We start from the raw sequence: 18472 nt of genomic DNA, 5'->3' as shown, positions 1-18472 counted from the left end.
GTCTGACGCCCATCACCTCCGCGCGCGCGTCAGCCGACGCGTAGCTCCTCGAGGTCGGTGCTGGTCCGCAGCACCGCCACGCCCACGCCGACCACCAGCAGCATCGCCACCAGCGCTCCCCCGCCGAGCAGAGCCAGCTGGGCGAACGGGATCGGGATCGGCACCACGAGCGACGGCGGGACGATCGTCTCCCGGGCGCAGGTCTCCCAGTCCACCGCAGCCGGATCGATGCACTGTTCGAACGGTTCGCCGAGACGCACCTCGGTGGCCCCCAGCCGGAACAGCGAGGCGCCGGTGCCAAGGGCAAGCAGCACGGCCGGCACCAGTGGCACGAACGTGTGCCAGAGCAGCACCGCGCTCAGCGTCCGCCGGGGCACCCCGGTGGCGGTGAGCGCGGCGTACGCCCGCCGCCGTGCCACGATCCCCTCGACGAGGGCGACCAGCACGCCGCCCGCCGCGACCAGCATCGCGATCGACACGGCGATCATGACGAGCCGGATCGCGCCGAGATAGAACTCCGGGTCGCTGTAGCCGGAGGTCGGGTAGCCGGTGCCGGCGATCATTTCCTCATACCGGGCCGAGGCCGCGAATTCGGTGGCGAACATCGCCCGGAAGCCCAGAGTGCCGGCCCCGAACACGATCGCTCCGAGCAGCGCACCGAGCGTGCGGCTGCCGTTCCACGGGTCGGCCATCAGCCGTCCCCCGGCCAGCAGCGTCGCAGCGCCCCGGCCGTACCGCCGCAGCAGCCGCCCCGACGTGTACGAGATCCAGCCGACGCCGATCACCACGCCGACCGTCACCAGCAGGACGCCCCCGCCCATCAGCACCGGCGCCACCCAGGAAGGGAACTCCCCGTGGACCGGGAGAAGATCGGCGAGCAACCCCGGGCTGACGAACGCGACCAGCCCGGCGGCGATCAGGAAGCCAGGCCACGGTCCCGGCCCGTCCTCGCGCACCCGACGGACCACCCCGAGCGGCGTGATCACCATGCGGCGCATGAGCAGCACGCCTACCGCGCCGGCCAGCAGCGGGACCAGCAGGAGAGCGCCGGCCACCAGGAGAGGGTCCGGCACCACGTCGACCGGCAGCCAGAGCCGGCCGTCGGCGGTCCGGTTGTCGAGCACCGACCGGAGAGCCGCGAAGACGCCGAGCCCGATCAGCGAGCCGAACAGGCTGGCCACCGCGGTCTCCGCCCCGGCGATCAGGACGGCCTGCCCCGGAGTGGCGCCACCGAGCCGGAGTGCGACGAGCCGACGGTCCCGGGCCGGGGCGCCGAGCCGGATGCACTGCCCTGCCAGCGCGAGGACCGGCAGCGCCAGCATGACCAGGGCGAAGATGACGCCGGGTCGCAGGCCGGCCTCCATGAGCAGCGCGCTGGCATACTGCTGGGTCCCCGGGCTGCGGGTTCCCATGCCGGTGCCGTCGATGACCATCTCGCCACCCCGGATCGAGGCCACCGTCGCGGCCGCGAGCAGGAAGACCGCGGCGAGGGCGGCGCTGACGGCGGTCAGCACGGTCCGCAGCCGATCCGTGCGGTTGCCCGCGAGGCTCAGCCGGACCAGGGTGGAGAACCTCACGGCGTCACCCCGAGACCGGTCGGGTCCACGGCGCCGTCCCGGAGCACGACCTCCCGGTCGGCGTACGCCGCGATCGTCGCCTCGTGGGTGACCAGCACGACGGCCGTCCCCTGCTCCCGCACCACCTGGACCATGGCACCGAGCACCTGCTCACCGCTGAGCTGGTCGAGCGCGCCGGTCGGCTCATCAGCGAAGATCACCTGCGGTTCGGTGACCAGCGCCCGGGCGGCCGCGATCCGCTGCTGCTGGCCGCCGGAGACCGCGCCGGGGCGCTTGTCGGCGAGGTCCGCCACTCCGAACCGGTCGAGCCAGCCGAGCGCCGCCTCCCGCGCCTCTCGCCGCCCCGAACCGGCGAGAAGCAGCGGGAGGCCGACGTTCTCGGCGGCCGTGAGCTCGGGCACCAACTGCCCGAACTGGAACAGCACCCCGAAGTCGGACCGCCGCAGCCGGGACCGCGACGCCTCGGAGAAGAGCCCGATGTCCTGATCGCGGTACCGCACCTCGCCCGCGTCGAGGCTGAGCAGGCCGGCCAGGCAGTGCAGCAGAGTGGACTTGCCGCACCCGCTCGGCCCGGTCACCGCGACGATCTCGCCGCTCTCGATGCTGAAGTCGACACCGCGCAGCGCCGGCGTGTTCCCGTACTTCTTGTGCACGCCGGTGGCGGTGAGCAGAGCCTCGGTCATGCCGTCACTTCCTTCTGTAGGTCGGCGACGCGGGCCATCGTGGTCTGCAGCCAGCGCAGGTCGGCGTCGAGGTGCCCGATCGCGTAGTCGGCGGCGATCACGTCGCCGACCGTCGTGCCGGGCGAGGACTTGGCCACGGTCAGCTCGCGCATCCGGGTCATGTGGGCGGCCCGCTGCACCGTGAGGTACTGCCGGGCGCGGTCGGCGTCGGCGGCCAGCAGCGCGACGACGACCTTGCTGAACAGCGCGCTGGTGACGTGCGGCGCGGGCGGCTCGACCTCGGTGAGCCAGGCGTCGAGGCGCTTGCGGCCGAGGTCGGTCAGGGAGTATGACGTCCGCTCCGGGCCGCCCTCCTGCTCCTGACCGGACTGCTCGACGAGCCCGTCCCGCTCGAGACGGCCGAGAGTGGAGTACACCTGCCCGTACGCCAGAGGCTTGGCCTGTGGCAAGCGCTCGTCGTGCGCCCGCTTGAGGTCGTAACCGTGCCGCGGGCCGGCGACGAGCAACCCGAGCAGGACGTGTGCGGTGGACATACCCGGTACTATTCACTCAGTGAATAGCCGTCGTCAACCCTCCACGCGAGGGACCAGAGTCGATCTAAGCAGTGCGGCGCAGCGCCACGACGGCTATGTCGTCGGCCTGCTCACCGGGGCCGGCGAGACGGCTCAGCAGCCGGGAGCAGAAGGCGTCGAGATCCGGCTCTACCTCGCTCGCGATCGCCGCCAGGGCCTGCAGACCCACGTCGATGTCGGCATCCCGGCGCTCGATCAGCCCGTCGGTGTAGAGCACCAGCGTGCCCCCGGGTGGCAGGGTCAGCTCCAGCTCGGCCCGGCGTGGCGCGTCGATGCCGAGCAGCGGCCCGCGCGGTGACAGGAACGTCGCCTCGCCGTTCACGTGCACGAGCGGCGGCAGGTGCCCGGCGCTCGCCATCCGGATCCGGCCGGTCGCCGGGTCCATGGTGAGCAGGCAGAGGGTGGCCGAGTCGTGTGGCAGCACGGTCCGCATGAAGCGGTTGACCAGCTCCAGGACCGCGCCCGGCGGATGTCCCTCGACCGCGTAGGCCCGGACCGCGTGCCGCAGCTCGGCCATCACCGTGGCGGCGTGCAGCGAGTGCCCCGCCACGTCGCCGATCGCCACCAGCAGCTCGCCACCGAGCACCGTCAGCTCGTAGAAGTCGCCGCCGACCTCGGTCTGCGCGCCGGCCGGCTCGTAGCGGACCGCGAGCTCCACGCCCGGCACCCGGGGCAGCTCCGACTGCAGCAGGCTGCGCTGCAGGGTCACCGCGATCCGGTGCTCCTCGTCGAACGACCGCTGGGCCTCGACCGCCGCGGCGACCGCCTGGGAGAGCTGCCGCAGCACCGGGAATCCTGGGTTCTGCGAGCTGCCCGGCGCCGCCACGTAGACCGGCGGCCGGTCGGCGCGCAGCCGAGCCGCCGCAACCGCGACGGTCTCGCCCTCGGGCCACTCGGCGACGTTCCAGTCGGCGGCCTCGTCGGTGCGTACCAGCGATCCGACGGCTACCGGATGGTCGAGGGCCGGCACGGCCCACGGCCGTACCTTCGCGGGTGTTCCCGTCGCGGCCAGGCTCTCGCCCTCGGAGGTCTCCGCGACGACAGCGACCGGACCGCCGAAGATGGCGTGCGCGCCCTCGGCGGCCGCCTCCAGCAGGGTCGGCAGGGTGGGCGCCGAGTTGATCGCCAGGGTGGCCTCGGCGAGCCGGACCATCCGCTCGGCCAGGAGCTCGGCCCGGCGGCGCGCCCGGTAGTAGCGGAGCACCGCCTGTGCGGTGGCGATCAGCTCCTCCGGCTCGATCGGCTCGACCAGGTAGGCGTCCGCGCCCCGGTTCAGCCCCTGGGTCCGGTCGTTCACGTCCACGGCGTGCGCCGAGACGTGGATGACCGGCAGTACCCCGTACCGCTGATCGGTCTTGATCCGCTCGCAGACCTCGAAGCCGCTCATGTCCGGCAGCTTCACGTCCAGCACGACCAGGTCGGCCTCGGTGTCCAGCAGCTTGGTCAGCGCCGCGCCCCCGGTCTCCGCCTCGATGACCGTGAAACCGGCCCGGGTCAGCCAGCTGACCAGCAGATATCGCTTGGTCGCGCTGTCGTCGACGACGAGGACCGTGGCCGGACCCCGGTTCTGCAAGCCGGATCGGACGAGATCACTCATGGGTCGCCGGCAGCCTCAGGGTGAACGTGCTGCCGGCGCCCGGCAGGGAGTCGACCCACAGGCCACCACCGAGGATTCCGGCCAGCCGCCGGGCGTAGGGCAGGCCGAGACCGGTCCCCTTCCCGCTCACCGGTTTACTGCCGGGCACCTGGTAGAACTCCTCGAAGACACGTTCGTGCAGCTCGGGCGGGATGCCGGTGCCGGTGTCGGCCACCGCGAACTCGACGTCGCCGTCCACCCGGCGCACGCTGAGCCGCACCGAGCCGGACTCGGTGAACTTCAGCGCGTTGGTCAGCAGGTTGCGCAGCACCTGGGCGAGCAGCACCTCGTCCGAGCGCAGCGACGGCACGGTCGGCTCATCCACCACGAAGTCCACCTCGGGCCGGGTGGCGAGCGGCCGCAGCGTGCCGCGGAGCTGGCCGAACATCGCCTTCAGGTCGACGTCGGACCAGTTCGGCTCGATCCGTCCGGCTTCCGCCTTGGCGAGGTCGAGCAGACCGTTCACCAGCGTGAGCAGATCACTCGCCGAGGTACGGATCAGCTCCACCTGACGGCCCTGCTCCTCGGTCAGCTCGTCCGATCCCGAGTCGGTGAGCAGCCGGCCCAGCCCGATGATCGCGGTGACCGGCGCGCGCAGCTCATGGCTGACGTTGGCCAGGAAGCGGCTCTTCGCCTCGCTCGCGGCCCGCAGCTGCACCGACTTCTCGTCCAGCTCGGCGTAGAGGGCCACCACACCGCGGTTCGTCTCCTCCAGCTCCTCGGAGAGCTGGTGGTAGAGCGCCATCACACCGCGGTTCGTCTCCTCCAGCTCGGCGTTGAGCCGGGCCAGATCGTCGCGCTGGGCACGCACCTCGTCCAGCGCCGCGATGAGCTGCTGGTTCTGCACAGCCAGCTCGTCAAGCGGGCTACCGGGGACATGGCCGGCCAGCCCGGTACGGATCTCGTCCATACGGGCCGGGGTCAGCTCCGGCGCGGCTGCTGGGAGACGCCGGGCCATCCGTACGACCGTGCCGGTACTGCCATCGTCGACCTCCATCGTGTCGACCAACCGGCCGACCTGCCGCAGCTGTCCGGCCAGCCGGGACGTTTCCCCGGCGGACGGATGTGCCATCGTCACCTGAAGAGTAGGTACCCCGTACGGCCGTACGCTGAACCGCACCTCCGCGTCCGGCCCGGCGGCCAGCAGAACCCGGCCCACCTCGCTGATCGCCGTGGCGAACCTGGTCTGGTCCTGGGACTCGAGCCCGACGACCCGAGCCACCTCACGGCCGAGCTGCCGTATTGCGAAGATGTCCTGCTCGACCCGCAGGCGCATGCTGATCAGCTGCTCGCCGGCCGTGTACGTCATGACGGACGCGCCACCAGGACACCGGCGTCGTCGCGGCGGGTGCCGGCGTCGCGCAGCATGGTCGCCGCGATCACCTCGGGCGAGCGGGTGATCAGTCCCGGGTAGTCGGACACGTTCCAGCGATCCTGCACGCCGTCGGTGTGCATCAGCACGACCGCGCCGGGCTCGAGCGGGTAGGCGTACTCCCGGACCTGCCGGCGCTGGTGTCCCGCGATGCCGGGCATCGAGATCATGCCGCGCCGGGTGCCGTCCGGGGCCAGCACGGTGCCGGAGATGTTGCCCAGCCCGGCGTACCGGACCTCGCCGGCGCCGGTGTCCAGCTCGGCGACCGCGAGCGCAGCGCCGCGAGTGTGCCCGAGCGCGCGGTGCAGCGCCTCCACTGCCGCGGCCGGTGGCGTGATCGGGCCCTTCAGGAAGGTCCGCACCGCCTCCTGCGAAGCCGCTGCGGCGAGACCGCCGTGCCCCAGCCCGTCACTGACCAGCACCTGCCGCCGGTCGCCCTCCTGCCGGACCGCGTACGCGTCACCGCTCACCGATTCGCCCGGCAACGGCCGGATCAGGCCGCCCGCCCAGGCCGGCGCCGGGGGCTCGGCCGGCCACACCTGCACGGCGAGGACGGTCCCCCGTCCCGGCAGCGAGTGCAGGTCCCAGCGGCTGGCCTGGCGCAGGATGGCGCCGAGGCCGATGCCGAGGGTGCCGGCCGTGGAGTGGCCGTCGCCGATCGCGCGGCTGACGTCGTCGATGCCGGGTCCGCTGTCGATCGCGATGATCTCGACGCCGGCCTGTTCCGGGGTGCGCACCGCGCGTACCAGGATCTGGCCCTGGTCGGCGTGCTTGACCAGGTTGCCGGCCGCCTCGGCGGCGACGATCGAGAGGTCAGCGATGCTGCGTTCCGGCATGCCGAGGTCGGCGGCGAGCCGCTCGGCGGCACGACGCACCGCGGCGGCGGTCACCGCCTCCTCGACGCGGAACCAGACCCCGTCGTCGAGAAGTCCTTCGGGCAGCGACGCCACCGTGCCTCCACTCATCGGCACCACTTGGTAACGGTGATCGTCGTGCCCTTACCCGGCTCGGTCTGGATGTCGAACTCGTCGACCAGGCGACGTGCGCCGCTGAGGCCGAGGCCGAGGCCGCCGCCGGTGGTGTACCCATCGGTCAGCGCGAGATCGAGGTCGGCGATACCCGGTCCCTCGTCAGCGAAAACAATCTTGATGCCGGCCCGGCGCTCGTTCTGCACACGACTCACCACTACTTCGCCGCCACCACCGTAAACCAGGGTGTTGCGTGCCAGCTCGCTCGCGGCCGTGACCAGCTTCGTCTGGTCGACCAGGGAGAGCTTCACCGCGACCGAGACGGTGCGCACCAACTGCCGGACCCGGACGACGTCCTGGTCGGTCGAGACCGGAAGCCGCTGGCTCTCCTCGCTCACGGCGTGCTTACCGCTGCCGTGTCAGGCTCATCCTCGTCGAAGTCGAGTTCGATTTCGCTGTCCTGGCGGGCCCGGGCGAGCATCTCGATACCCAGCTCGACGTTGAGCGCCGTACGGATCCCCGGCAGCGACAGGCCCAGCTCGACCAGCGTGATCGCCACGGCCGGCCGCATGCCGACCACTACGGTCTCGGCGTCCAGCACCCGGGAGACCGAGGCGATGGTGGCCAGGGTCCGGCCGACGAACGAGTCGACGATGTCCAGCGCGCTGATGTCGATGATGACGCCGTGGCAGCCGGTCGCTACGATCCGCTCGGCCAGATCCTCCTGGAGCTGGAGAGCGACCTGGTCCTCCATGTCGATCTGGATCGAGACGAGGAGGATGTCGCCGATCTTCAGGACCGGGACGCGTTCCACGTCAGCGCTCCGTCCGCTTGCCGGCGCGGCTCAGGGCGTACCGCAGCGCGTCGGCCAGCGATGCCTTCGTCGCGATGTCGCCGAACTCGATGCCGAGCGCGACGATCGTCTGCGCGATCTGCGGGCGGATACCGGAGATGATGCAGTCGGCGCCCATCAGCCGGGCCGCCACCACGGTCTTGAGGATGTGCTGCGCGACCTGGGTGTCGACCGCCGGCACGCCGGTGATGTCGATGATCGCGTACGGCGAGCCGGTGTCGACGAGCGTCTGCAGCAGCCGTTCCATCACCACCTGGGCGCGGGCCGAGTCGAGCGTGCCGACCAGCGGCACCGCGACGACGCCCTCCCAGAGCTTGACGACCGGGGTGGAGAGCTCGAGCAGCTGCTCGGCCTGGTCGGCGATGAGCGACTCGCGGACCTGGACGTACGCGTCGAAGGTGAAGAGCGCGGCCCGGTCCACGAAAGAGGAGAAGGCCACGTAGTCGCGGAGGCTCCCGACGTCGGTGCCGCCACCGATCACCTCGAGCACCGCGTCCTTGAGCGCGTAGACGCTGACCGCGGTCTCGGTCGCGCTGAATCCCTGCCGCGCCCGGCTGGTGGAGAGCTCACCCAGCTGGGCCCGCAGCTCGGCGGAGGACTCGTCGGTCAGATGAACCGACCCGGAGCGGAGGGCCGACTCGAAGCCCTTGCGGAGGTCCTCGACCTGCCGGCGCAGCTCCGTACTGCTCAAGCGGCCCCGCAGGTTCGTGGCGACCATTTCGGTCCACCGGCCCGTGAGTGACTCCGCGTGCTCCTTCAGCAGGTCGGCGAAGCGGCCTGCCTCGTCCGAACTCAGCGGCATCGCTGCCTCCCCACCACCAGATCCATGCACGACGGCCGGACTTTACCATCAGTAGGTCCGTTACTTGCTGTAGACCAACTAACGGACCAGAACTGCCGGGTCCGGTTCTGCGCATCCCCGGGTACGTGGAGTACCGTTCAGCAATAACTGGAGGTCGGCGAATGTCCCTGACGGTACAAACGGAACAGCGCGGCGACATGGTGGTCGTGTCGGTCGCCGGTGAGCTGGACATGGCTACCGCCCCCCAGCTGCAGGATCAGATCAGTGACCTGTTGGAGAAGGGCCGGACCCGCCTGGTCTTCGACCTGGCCGAGGTGTCCTTCTGTGACTCCACCGGTCTCTCGGTCTTCGTCCGGGCGAAGAACAGCACCGACGATGCCGGTGGCACGGTCCGCCTGGCCGCTCCGCAGCGGGGGGTTCTGCGCATCCTCGAGGTGAGTGGCCTCGTCGAAGTGCTGCACACCTATCCCTCGGTGGACGAGGCTGTCACGGCCGAGGAGCCGGCGCTCGACTGAGCGTTGCGGATTCCGTGATTGGACCGGTCGGCGTAGTTTGTCGCCGACCGGTGACGGGCACGTCCGTTGCCGGATGAACCTCTTCGGCCCCCGGGAGTGCCCGTGAGCAAGATGCTCCAAGGTTTCAAAGACTTCATCATGCGCGGTAACGTCGTCGACCTCGCGGTCGGCGTCGTCATCGGCGCTGCCTTCACCGCGGTGGTGAGCGGCTTCACCAAGTCGTTCCTCGAGCCGCTGATCAAGTGGATGGGCGGTGGCAGCGGGGCGCTCAGTGGCGCCTGGTCGCCCGAGCCGGGTGTGGTCTTCGACTACGCCGCCTTCATCAACGCGTTGATCACGTTCCTGCTGACCGCCGCGGTGCTCTACTTCCTCGTCGTCTTCCCGCTCAACAAGCTTGCCGAGCGTCGCCGCCGCGGCGAGGAGCCGCCGCCGAAGGCGCCCAGCGAGGAGGTCAAGCTGCTCACCGAGATCCGCGACGCGCTGCTGCGCGGCCAGGGTCACCAGGTGGCGAACAACGCGCTCGACGAGGTGCTGGGCCGTCACTCCCAGCAGCCGCCGCGCTGACCCGGTCGAAAAAGATCCGCCCACCCGGCACCGTTCGAACACTTGTTCGATACAGTGCCGGGATGGAGCAGCGTAAGCACTGGTGGAACGGCAAGTGGGGGCGCCTGGCCCGCAAGGACGTCTACTTACGGGTCAGCGGTGACCAGTGGTATGTCGAACAGCGTGCCGGCGGTTCCGACGGCGCTTCGCACTTCTTCGAGTTCGACAACGAGGACGCGGCCGTCGACATGGTCCGCGGCCTGCTGAACGGCCCGGACGAGTGGCGAGAGCTCTCCGTCCGCCCGCCGGCCCGCTGAACGATCAAGCAGCCCGGTCTAGGCGGCCTTGTCTAGGCGGCCTTGTCTAGGCGGCCTTGTCTAGGCGGCCTTGTCTAGGCGGCCTTGTCTAGGCGGCCTTGTCTGCTCGGGCCGTGAGCGGCCCCGCAGGAGGCGGCAGCAGGCGCAGGCCCGGCCGCACGGGAGTCTCCGGCTCCGGCTCGGTGATGTCGAACCGGGCCCGCCAGCCCACTCCCTCGCGCCGGCCGGGCGGCCTGGCCGTCCCGCCGACGCCCCGGGAGATCGCCACCACCAGGAGATACCCGAGGATCACGAAGCCGTGGCCGACCAGCCGGGCCACGTCGACCCGGCCGCCGGTGAGGTCGTTGACCGAGAGCAGCAGCAGCATCGCGACGAACGCGGTGAGCATCGGCAGGAGACCCGTCGGGCGGGTGCGGCGCAGGGCGATGAAGAGGTAACCGGCGCCGATCGCCACGTTCCACGCGGCGGACTCGTGCCAGAGGTGGCCCGGAGTAGCGTCCAGCCCGGTGTGCTCGTGCCCGGCACTCACCCCGCCGCCGACCTGCGTCAGGCCGAGGATGAGCTGAACCGTCCCGACCAGCGCCAGCGCGATGTAGAGCAGCGCCGCGACCGGCACCCGCCACCGCCACCGCCGCCGCGCCGCCGCCCCCGCCGATCCGGCGCCGGACGAAGACGCGGCACCGGACGAAGATGCGGCGGCACCAGCGCCGGAAGAAGGTAGAGCCGCCAGGATGGCCGCGCTCAGATCGGGCACGACCGGGACCGCTGCCGTCCGTGTCAGCCGGTTCACCGCCGCCGCCCGGTCCAGCCACTCCCGGCAGCCGGCGCACCCGGCCAGGTGTTCGTCGACCAGCGGTCGCATGACCGGGTCGTCCTCGCCGTCCAACTGCGCGGAGAGCATCTCGCGCCACCGCTCACATGCCATGAATCAATAGTCGCGCGGCGGCGCCCGGGAGTTCCCGCCGGATCAGCTCATTTCCCGCCGGCCGGGGACGCCCACCTGCTGGTCGCCGGTGTGGCCGAGCAGCCGGCGGCGCTCCCGGAACGCCCGCAGGTTAGCCGTGTTTCCGCAGGTGCTGACGTCGTGCCAGACACCGCTGTTGTTGCGCGAGGTGTCGAAGAAGGCGGCCCGGCAGGCGGCGTTGTGACAGAGCTTCAGCCGCGGCCACAGACCGGCCTGTTGCGCCTGCAGCGCCTCGGACCAGAGCGCCGAGGCGAACCAGCGGGTGCCGCGACCGGTCGGGACCACGCGCACCCAGCCGTCCGCATCGGGCACGAGACTCACCTGCACGTCGGCCGGTGGCAGCGCGCCGTCCCGCTCCGGGTTGGCGCCGGCGAGCACCACCTGCTCGAAGGCGGCGCGCAGCCGGCGCAGGGAACGCAGGTCACCGGCGGAGAGCAGCAGGGTCGGCGCCGGCAGGCCGGAGACCCGGGACCAGTTGCCGAGCGCGTCGGTCACCCACCACTGGGCGTCCTCGACGGTGCCGAGCAGGTCAGCGCCGTACGCCATCGTGCCGCGCGTGTTCAGCAACTCCTGGACGAACGCGAACCCGGCCGGCGCTTCCCGGACGCCATGCCGTGAGCTCGCCTTCCATGACATAGCCAAAGACTACTCGGCTCTTTTGTGAGGTCCTGGGCCACGGTCCACTCCGGCGAGTGATTGATCGGTGATCTTCGGTGGATCAGTGGACAGGCGTCACTACACTGGCGGCCACCAGCAGTGTCCGAGGAGGCGATTCGGTGCGGAGAGTCCTGGCGTTCACGGTCGCCGCGGCAACGGCCTCGGCGCTTCTCCTGAGCGGCTGTGACTCGTCCGAGCCGTCCGCCGACGGGACTGCTCAACCCGTACCCCCGCAGACGACGCCAAGCTCTCCCGACCCCTCAGCCGGACCGTCCGCGCCGAGCGCGCCCCCGTCAGGTCCTTCCGCCGGGCCGGCGTCGCCGTCCCTGTCACCGTCGGTGAAGCCGAAGAAGCTGAAGTCCGGGGCCGAGGGCGCCGAGGTGCTCGCGCTGCAGACCAGGCTGGCCGAGCTCGGATATTGGAACGGCAAGGTGGACGGCAAGTTCGGCGGCACGACGCAGCAGGCGGTGTTCGCGCTGCAGAAGGCCGCGAAACTCGGGCGTGACGGCGTCGTCGGACCCAAGACGCAACAGGCGCTGGACCGGGGCGTCCGCCCTGAGGCACGGTCCACGGACGGCAGGTTCGTGGAGATCGACCTGAAACGCCAGCTGCTCATGCTCGTCTCGGACGGCGAGATCGAGCAGATCTTCAACACGTCGACCGGCTCGAACACGTACTACGAGCAGGAAGGCGAGACCTACCTGGCGGACACGCCACGAGGCAAGTTCAAGGTCAGCCGCCAGATCGACGGGTGGCGCGACGCTCCGCTCGGACTGCTGTGGCGACCGAAGTACTTCAACGGCGGGATCGCGGTGCACGGCGCACCGAGTGTGCCCGCCCATCCGGCCTCGCACGGCTGTGCCCGTGTCTCGATCGCGGCGATGAACTGGCTATGGACGAACGACAAGATCCCGATCAAAACGCGCGTGTGGGTCTACTAGCGCTAGCGCTGCGTAATCAAGCAGCCACCTGCCATACATGGATTTGTTTCGCGAAGCTCATGCAACTAGCCTGTCAACTCGCTACGGCCAAGACCGTCCACACCAGGAGTCGTTCTCCGGCCGTGCTAGCGGTGCACGGGGGGAAGGCTGTCGTGTCTTCTAAGACTGACGCGGTCGCAGGCAGGCGCTCTTCGCCGTTCGCCACGGCGGCGCTGCTGGGTGCGCCATGATCGCGCTCCGATTCTACCGGCTGCTGCCCAAGGACTACCGGCTCAAGCTGATCGAGCTGCTCCCGCCGAACCGTCAGCTCTGGCTCGTCCGCCGGTTGACCCGCCAGCGGTCGTTGCCGAAGCCCGCCCAGACCGGCTCGATGGTCACCGTGCGAGACGCCGGCGAGTCCGTGCGCGCCCGCGTCGTGCCCGACATGACCCCGGCCGCCGCCTGGAAGCAGAACCTGGACGCGGTCGTCGCCGTGCTCGAACGCGCCGGAATCGACTACTTCTGCCTGCGCCCGGTCGACACCCAGCACAGCGCCGTCGCGGTGAACAGCCGGGACCGGGAGCGCACGCTCGCCGCCCTGCGTGCCGACGGCCGGCTGACCGGCGCCGAGGTCCGCATCGGCAGGATCAACGATGAGGGTTTCACAGCCGGCCGCGGCAAGACCGGCGTCCAGGTCTACTTCCCGATCACCAGCCCCTACGGGACGACGGTGTTCGGCAGCGGCTCCGCCTGCGAGATCGAGTTCTGGAGGACCGAGAGGGGTCCGGGCGGCGCTCCAGACATCATCGTGGCCCCGCGCCGCAACTCGGTGGCGACGGCGCTGCCGGCCGAGCCGCACTATCGGCAGGTCCCGCCGGTCGCGCTGAACCCGATACTCTCCCTCACCGACGACCGGCCTCAGTACCGCACGCGCTCCGAGTTCGCCGTGGTGCCGGCCGAGGACGTGCGCTTCCCGATCGACGTGGTCTACACGTGGGTCGACGGCAGCGACCCCGACTGGGTGGACCGGAAGAACGCCTCGCTCGCCGCGTTCGGCCGCGAGCAGACGAACACGATCGCAGCGAACGCGTCCCGCTTCATCAGCCGGGACGAGCTGAAATACTCCCTGCGGTCGATCGCGGCGTACGCGCCCTGGGTCCGGAAGATCTTCCTGGTCACCGACGACCAGGTCCCGCCCTGGCTGGACACCTCGGACCCGCGGCTCACCGTGGTCAGCCACCGGGAGGTGTTCGGCGACACCGGTGTGCTGCCGACGTTCAACTCGCACGCCATCGAGTCCCGGCTGCACCGCATCCCCGGCCTGGCCGAGCACTTCATCTACTTCAACGACGACATGTTCCTGGGCCGTCCGGTCTCCCCGGAGGCGTTCTTCCACGCGAACGGCATCGCCAAGTACTTCCCGTCGAAGGCGCAGCTCGAAGCCGGCCCGGCGACGGTCTTCGACGCTCCGGTGACAGCGGCCGGCAAGAACAACCGGCGGCACATCGCCGAGCGGTTCGACCGGGGCATCACGCAGAAGATGCAGCATGTTCCGTACCCACTGCAGAAGAGCGTGCTCGAGGAGATCGAGAGTTGGCTGCCGGACGAGGTACGGCAGACCGCCGAGCACCCGTTCCGCCATCCCGGTGACCTCTCGATCCCGTCGTCGCTGCAGCACTACTGGGCGTTCCTGACGAAGCGCGCCGTCCCGGGCTCGATCAGCTACACCTACGCCGACCTGGCCCACCCGTCCACGCCGGTCCAGCTGGCGTTCCTGCTGGCCCGCAGGCGCTCCGACGTCTTCTGCCTGAACGACACCAACTCGGCGGCCGTGGCCCTGAGCCAGCAGGCCGAGATGCTGGCCGACTTCCTGCCGCTGTACTTCCCGTTCCGGTCGCCCTACGAGCTGCCGGACGACGTGGCAGCCGAACGTGCCCAGTTCAGCGCCACCCAACTGGCCCGCGCCGCAGCCTCCGGCCCGATCCAGATCCCCCGGCAGCCGACTGCCGCCGCACCGATCCCCGGAATGAGCAAATAGAAGAGCGGGCCCGCTCACGTTCTCCGTGAACGGACCCGCTCATCCGTCGTGGGCCGCCAGGGACTCGAACCCTGAACCTATGGATTAAAAGTCCACAGCTCTGCCATTGAGCTAGCAGCCCGCGTGTGCAAGCCTACCGTTCCTCGATCTGCTACGACATCTTGCACCCACCCGGTAGCGCGCGCACGTTGTTAAAGCACCGGCCACCCTTCGGTCAGGTTCATCGGGAACGCTTCGATGTCATGCATCGGTCTGCCGGCATAGCCGCTCTAGTCGCACTGACCACGTTCTCCGCCGTGCCTGCTCAAGCAGCTCAGCGTCCTCCTCGGGAGATAACCGCGACGGTCGAGACGCCGTCCCTCTTCGACGACGAGGCCGGGGGTGACGCTGACGCCGACGACCCGGCAATCTGGATCAACCAGGCCGACAAGGGCCGCAGCCTGGTGATCGGCACCGCCAAGAACGGCGGCCTCCGGGTCTACGACCTCAAGGGTCGCGAAGTCCAGTCGATCGCGACGCCCGCGGGCGGCCGCTTCAACAACGTCGACGTGCTCACCGGCTTCAAGCTCGGGAAGAAGAAGATCGACGTCGCCGTGGTGACCGACCGCGGCCTGGACAAGCTCCGCATCTACAAGATCGAGGCGTCCGGCCTCACCGACATCACCGCCGCGAACGTCCCGCTGCTCTTCTCGAAGGACGAGGCCGAGGTCGAGGAGCAGGCGACGGGCTACGGCCTGGCCCTCCACGACAAATACGCCGTGGTGAGCCGCCGGCACAGCACCCGGCTCGGGATCTTCCGGCTCGAGGAGAAGAACGGCAAGATCACTTATCGTACGACGGACACGCTGGACCTGCCCCGCCACTTCCGTCTGCCGAACGGCGCCAGCTGGTCGCCGTGCGGGGAACCCGGCGAGGACCCCCAGGTCGAAGGCATGGTCGTGGACGCCGAGGCGGGTGTGCTCTACGCAGCTCAGGAAGACGTCGCCCTGTGGCGCATCGACCTGAAGGGCGGCCACTTCAGCAGCGTCCCGCGGATCGTGGAAAAGGTCGCCGAGTTCGGTGTGCCGGCCACTTACGACCCGGAGACCGAGGAGTGCACCCTCGACGAGACGAACGACCCCGGCTACGGCGGCCGCATCACCGCCGACGTGGAAGGCGCGACGATCTACCCGACCTCGCGGCGTAACGGCTACCTGGTCGTCTCCAGCCAGGGCGACAGCCGCTTCTTCGTCTACGACCGCCGCACGAACCGCCCCATCAAGATCTTCACGGTGTCCGACGGCCCGCGGATCGACGGCGTCCAGCACTCCGACGGAGCTACTGCCACCGCTGTCGCCCTGCCCGGCTACCCGAAGGGCCTCCTCGTCCTCCACGACGGCGAGAACAAGCCCGACGATGACCGGACCTCGACCAACTTCAAGTACGTCGACTGGCGAGCCCTGAACCTCGACTGATCCAACACGGAACGGCGCTGCGGATTCTCATCCGCGGCGCCGTTTTACGTTCTCCAAGGAGCCGTTGCGCTCCGTCAAAAGCCCAGAAATACAAAAAGGCCCACCCGGTCGCCCGGGTGGGCCTTTCCATAAGTTGAGTCCGGCGGCGTCCTACTCTCCCACACCCTCCCGAGTGCAGTACCATCGGCGCTGGAGGGCTTAGCTACCGGGTTCGGAATGTAACCGGGCGTTTCCCCTCCGCTATGACCACCGAAACAACGGTCAGCAGAGCAACCAGCAACCCAGATCTTTCAACCTGGGGTGATTGTTCGTTTGCTGTGAATCACACAGTGGACGCAAGCAGAAAATTTAGGGTGGTTAAGCCCTCGGCCTATTAGTACCGGTCAACTCAACACGTTACCGTGCTTACATCTCCGGCCTATCAACCCAGTAGTCTCCTGGGAGCCTTACCCACTCAAGGTGGTGGGATACCTCATCTCGAAGCAGGCTTCCCGCTTAGATGCTTTCAGCGGTTATCCCTTCCGAACGTAGCCAACCAGCCGTGCCCTTGGCAGAACAACTGGCACACCAGAGGTTCGTCCGTCCCGGTCCTCTCGTACTAGGGACAGCCCTTCTCAAGTATCCAACGCGCACGGCGGATAGGGACCGAACTGTCTCACGACGTTCTAAACCCAGCTCGCGTACCGCTTTAATGGGCGAACAGCCCAACCCTTGGGACCTGCTACAGCCCCAGGATGCGACGAGCCGACATCGAGGTGCCAAACCATCCCGTCGATATGGACTCTTGGGGAAGATCAGCCTGTTATCCCCGGGGTACCTTTTATCCGTTGAGCGACACCGCTTCCACACGCAAGTGCCGGATCACTAGTCCCGACTTTCGTCCCTGCTCGACCCGTCAGTCTCACAGTCAAGCTCCCTTATGCACTTACACTCAACACCTGATTGCCAACCAGGCTGAGGGAACCTTTGGGCGCCTCCGTTACCCTTTAGGAGGCAACCGCCCCAGTTAAACTACCCACCAGACACTGTCCCTCGACCCGATCAGGGCCGCAAGTTAGATACCCAAACCAACCAGAGTGGTATTTCAACAATGCCTCCACCTGAACTGGCGTCCAAGCTTCACCGGCTCCCACCTATCCTACACAAGCTAATTCGGATACCAATGTCAAGCTATAGTAAAGGTCCCGGGGTCTTTCCGTCCTGCCGCGCGTAACGAGCATCTTTACTCGTACTGCAATTTCGCCGGGCCTGTGGTTGAGACAGTGGGGAAGTCGTTACGCCATTCGTGCAGGTCGGAACTTACCCGACAAGGAATTTCGCTACCTTAGGATGGTTATAGTTACCACCGCCGTTTACTGGCGCTTAAGTTCTCCGCTTCGCCATTGCTGGCTAACAGGTCCCCTTAACGTTCCAGCACCGGGCAGGCGTCAGTCCATATACATCGTCTTACGACTTCGCATGGACCTGTGTTTTTAGTAAACAGTCGCTTCCCCCTGCTCTCTGCGGCCATACCACGCTCCACCCGCAAGGGGCTTCACGCGTCCGGCCCCCCTTCTCCCTAAGTTACGGGGGCAATTTGCCGAGTTCCTTAACCACAGTTCACCCGTCGCCTCGGTATTCTCTACCTGACCACCTGTGTCGGTTTAGGGTACGGGCCGCTCGGAACATCGCTAGAGGCTTTTCTCGGCAGCATAGGATCAATGACTTCACCAGAACGGCTCGGCATCACGTCTCAGCCTCAATAGTGTGCGGATTTGCCTACACACCGGCCTACACGCTTACCCCGGCACAACCACCGGCCGGGATCATCTACCTTCCTGCGTCACCCCATCACTCAACTACTACCCACCGAGGTCCTAGCCGCCGCCGGCTCGGACCGAAGTCCTCCCCAGCATTGGGTAGTTAGTACAGTGAGGTTCGTCGTTGGCGCTCCTTTGCGGGTACGGGAATATCAACCCGTTATCCATCGACTACGCCTCTCGGCCTCGCCTTAGGCCCCGACTCACCCAGGGCGGATTAGCCTGCCCCTGGAACCCTTGGTCATCCGGCGGAAGGGGTTCTCACCCTTCATTCGCTACTCATGCCTGCATTCTCACTCGTGTAGCGTCCACGGCTGGATCACTCCGCCGCTTCACCCGCAACACGACGCTCCCCTACCCATCCACACGCTTGGGCTCAAACCCGAAAGTCTGAGTCGAGCAAAGTGTGAATGCCACAGCTTCGGCGGTGTGCTTGAGCCCCGCTACATTGTCGGCGCGGAACCACTTGACCAGTGAGCTATTACGCACTCTTTAAAGGGTGGCTGCTTCTAAGCCAACCTCCTGGTTGTCCATGCGATCCCACATCCTTTTCCACTTAGCACACGCTTAGGGGCCTTAGCTGGCGATCTGGGCTGTTTCCCTCTCGACTACGAAGCTTATCCCCCGCAGTCTCACTGCCGCGCTCTCACTTACCGGCATTCGGAGTTTGGCTGATTTCAGTAAGCTTGTGGGCCCCCTAGACCATCCAGTGCTCTACCTCCGGCAAGAAACACGCGACGCTGCACCTAAATGCATTTCGGGGAGAACCAGCTATCACGGAGTTTGATTGGCCTTTCACCCC

The 18472-nt window shown here is 68.3% G+C and carries 17 protein-coding genes, 1 tRNA gene and 2 rRNA genes (1 of these 20 only partly in view); 6 read left to right on the top strand and 14 right to left on the bottom strand.

Annotation, left to right across the window (positions count from 1 at the left end; genetic code table 11):
- Positions 1 to 29: 29 nt before the first annotated feature.
- The 9 genes from EP757_RS11560 to EP757_RS11520 form a co-directional block, all read right to left on the bottom strand.
- Entirely contained in the window at positions 30 to 1577 is a 1548-nt protein-coding gene (locus EP757_RS11560; RefSeq protein WP_127544796.1) for an FtsX-like permease family protein, read from the bottom strand.
- Positions 1574 to 2260 carry an ABC transporter ATP-binding protein gene (locus tag EP757_RS11555; protein ID WP_127544793.1) on the bottom strand — a complete coding sequence of 229 codons (687 nt, stop codon included), beginning with the start codon at positions 2258 to 2260 and terminating at the stop codon, positions 1574 to 1576. The genes EP757_RS11560 and EP757_RS11555 overlap by 4 nt, the downstream gene beginning before the upstream one ends.
- Positions 2257 to 2793 carry a PadR family transcriptional regulator gene (locus tag EP757_RS11550; RefSeq protein WP_127544791.1) on the bottom strand — a complete coding sequence of 179 codons (537 nt, stop codon included), beginning with the start codon at positions 2791 to 2793 and terminating at the stop codon, positions 2257 to 2259. The genes EP757_RS11555 and EP757_RS11550 overlap by 4 nt, the downstream gene beginning before the upstream one ends.
- Before the next feature lie 64 nt (positions 2794 to 2857).
- Positions 2858 to 4429 (bottom strand): SpoIIE family protein phosphatase, encoded by a 1572-nt coding sequence (locus EP757_RS11545; protein WP_127544788.1) that lies wholly within the window; start codon positions 4427 to 4429, stop codon positions 2858 to 2860.
- On the bottom strand, positions 4422 to 5777 hold the full coding sequence (locus EP757_RS11540) for a sensor histidine kinase (protein WP_127544785.1): 1356 nt from the start codon (positions 5775 to 5777) through the stop codon (positions 4422 to 4424). The genes EP757_RS11545 and EP757_RS11540 overlap by 8 nt, the downstream gene beginning before the upstream one ends.
- Positions 5774 to 6805, bottom strand: a complete 1032-nt coding sequence (locus EP757_RS11535; RefSeq protein WP_127544783.1) for a SpoIIE family protein phosphatase — start codon at positions 6803 to 6805, stop codon at positions 5774 to 5776. Before EP757_RS11535 ends, EP757_RS11540 begins: the two co-directional genes overlap by 4 nt.
- Positions 6802 to 7206 (bottom strand): ATP-binding protein, encoded by a 405-nt coding sequence (locus tag EP757_RS11530; RefSeq protein ID WP_127544780.1) that lies wholly within the window; start codon positions 7204 to 7206, stop codon positions 6802 to 6804. The genes EP757_RS11535 and EP757_RS11530 overlap by 4 nt, the downstream gene beginning before the upstream one ends.
- Positions 7203 to 7622, bottom strand: coding sequence for an STAS domain-containing protein (locus tag EP757_RS11525; protein ID WP_127544777.1), 420 nt, complete (start codon positions 7620 to 7622; stop codon positions 7203 to 7205). The genes EP757_RS11530 and EP757_RS11525 overlap by 4 nt, the downstream gene beginning before the upstream one ends.
- A gap of 1 nt (position 7623) precedes the next feature.
- Positions 7624 to 8463: an STAS domain-containing protein gene (locus EP757_RS11520; protein ID WP_127544774.1), complete on the bottom strand. Its 840-nt coding sequence runs from the start codon at positions 8461 to 8463 to the stop codon at positions 7624 to 7626.
- A gap of 161 nt (positions 8464 to 8624) precedes the next feature.
- Here EP757_RS11520 and EP757_RS11515 point away from each other — a divergent pair, with 161 nt between their 5' ends.
- From EP757_RS11515 to EP757_RS11505, 3 genes are all read left to right on the top strand, one after another.
- Positions 8625 to 8978 carry an STAS domain-containing protein gene (locus EP757_RS11515; RefSeq protein WP_127544771.1) on the top strand — a complete coding sequence of 118 codons (354 nt, stop codon included), beginning with the start codon at positions 8625 to 8627 and terminating at the stop codon, positions 8976 to 8978.
- Positions 8979 to 9089: 111 nt separating this feature from the next.
- Positions 9090 to 9542 carry a large conductance mechanosensitive channel protein MscL gene (mscL, locus tag EP757_RS11510; protein WP_127554201.1) on the top strand — a complete coding sequence of 151 codons (453 nt, stop codon included), beginning with the start codon at positions 9090 to 9092 and terminating at the stop codon, positions 9540 to 9542.
- A gap of 62 nt (positions 9543 to 9604) precedes the next feature.
- Positions 9605 to 9838 carry a hypothetical protein gene (locus EP757_RS11505; RefSeq protein WP_127544768.1) on the top strand — a complete coding sequence of 78 codons (234 nt, stop codon included), beginning with the start codon at positions 9605 to 9607 and terminating at the stop codon, positions 9836 to 9838.
- An 88-nt stretch (positions 9839 to 9926) separates the two neighbouring features.
- Here EP757_RS11505 and EP757_RS11500 read toward each other — a convergent pair whose 3' ends face one another.
- Both EP757_RS11500 and EP757_RS11495 read right to left on the bottom strand, forming a co-directional pair.
- Entirely contained in the window at positions 9927 to 10763 is an 837-nt protein-coding gene (locus tag EP757_RS11500; RefSeq protein ID WP_127544765.1) for a zf-HC2 domain-containing protein, read from the bottom strand.
- 42 nt (positions 10764 to 10805) lie between these two features.
- Complete coding sequence (locus tag EP757_RS11495) at positions 10806 to 11438, bottom strand: CGNR zinc finger domain-containing protein (RefSeq protein ID WP_127544762.1); 633 nt, start codon at positions 11436 to 11438, stop codon at positions 10806 to 10808.
- A 140-nt stretch (positions 11439 to 11578) separates the two neighbouring features.
- Between EP757_RS11495 and EP757_RS11490 the strand changes: the two genes are divergently transcribed.
- Together EP757_RS11490 and EP757_RS11485 are read left to right on the top strand one after the other, a co-directional pair.
- Positions 11579 to 12400, top strand: coding sequence for a L,D-transpeptidase family protein (locus tag EP757_RS11490; protein WP_127544759.1), 822 nt, complete (start codon positions 11579 to 11581; stop codon positions 12398 to 12400).
- A gap of 226 nt (positions 12401 to 12626) precedes the next feature.
- Positions 12627 to 14417, top strand: a complete 1791-nt coding sequence (locus EP757_RS11485) for a stealth family protein (protein ID WP_127544756.1) — start codon at positions 12627 to 12629, stop codon at positions 14415 to 14417.
- Positions 14418 to 14466: 49 nt separating this feature from the next.
- On the opposite strand, the gene EP757_RS11480 is transcribed toward EP757_RS11485, so the two are convergent.
- Positions 14467 to 14538: transfer RNA gene (locus EP757_RS11480), tRNA-Lys, on the bottom strand.
- Between the two features lie 175 nt (positions 14539 to 14713).
- Between EP757_RS11480 and EP757_RS11475 the strand changes: the two genes are divergently transcribed.
- A complete protein-coding gene (locus EP757_RS11475) occupies positions 14714 to 15871 on the top strand; it encodes a phytase (protein ID WP_232050463.1) in 1158 nt (385 codons plus the stop codon).
- Positions 15872 to 16008: 137 nt separating this feature from the next.
- Here the strand turns inward: EP757_RS11475 and rrf are convergent.
- Positions 16009 to 16125: ribosomal RNA gene (gene rrf, locus EP757_RS11470) — 5S ribosomal RNA — on the bottom strand.
- Between the two features lie 99 nt (positions 16126 to 16224).
- Positions 16225 to 18472 (bottom strand): 23S ribosomal RNA (locus tag EP757_RS11465) (it continues 868 nt past the right edge of the window).

The organism is Actinoplanes sp. OR16 (assembly GCF_004001265.1).
Classification (GTDB): Bacteria; Actinomycetota; Actinomycetes; order Mycobacteriales; family Micromonosporaceae; genus Actinoplanes.
This window is presented reverse-complemented; position numbering and strand designations above follow the sequence as displayed.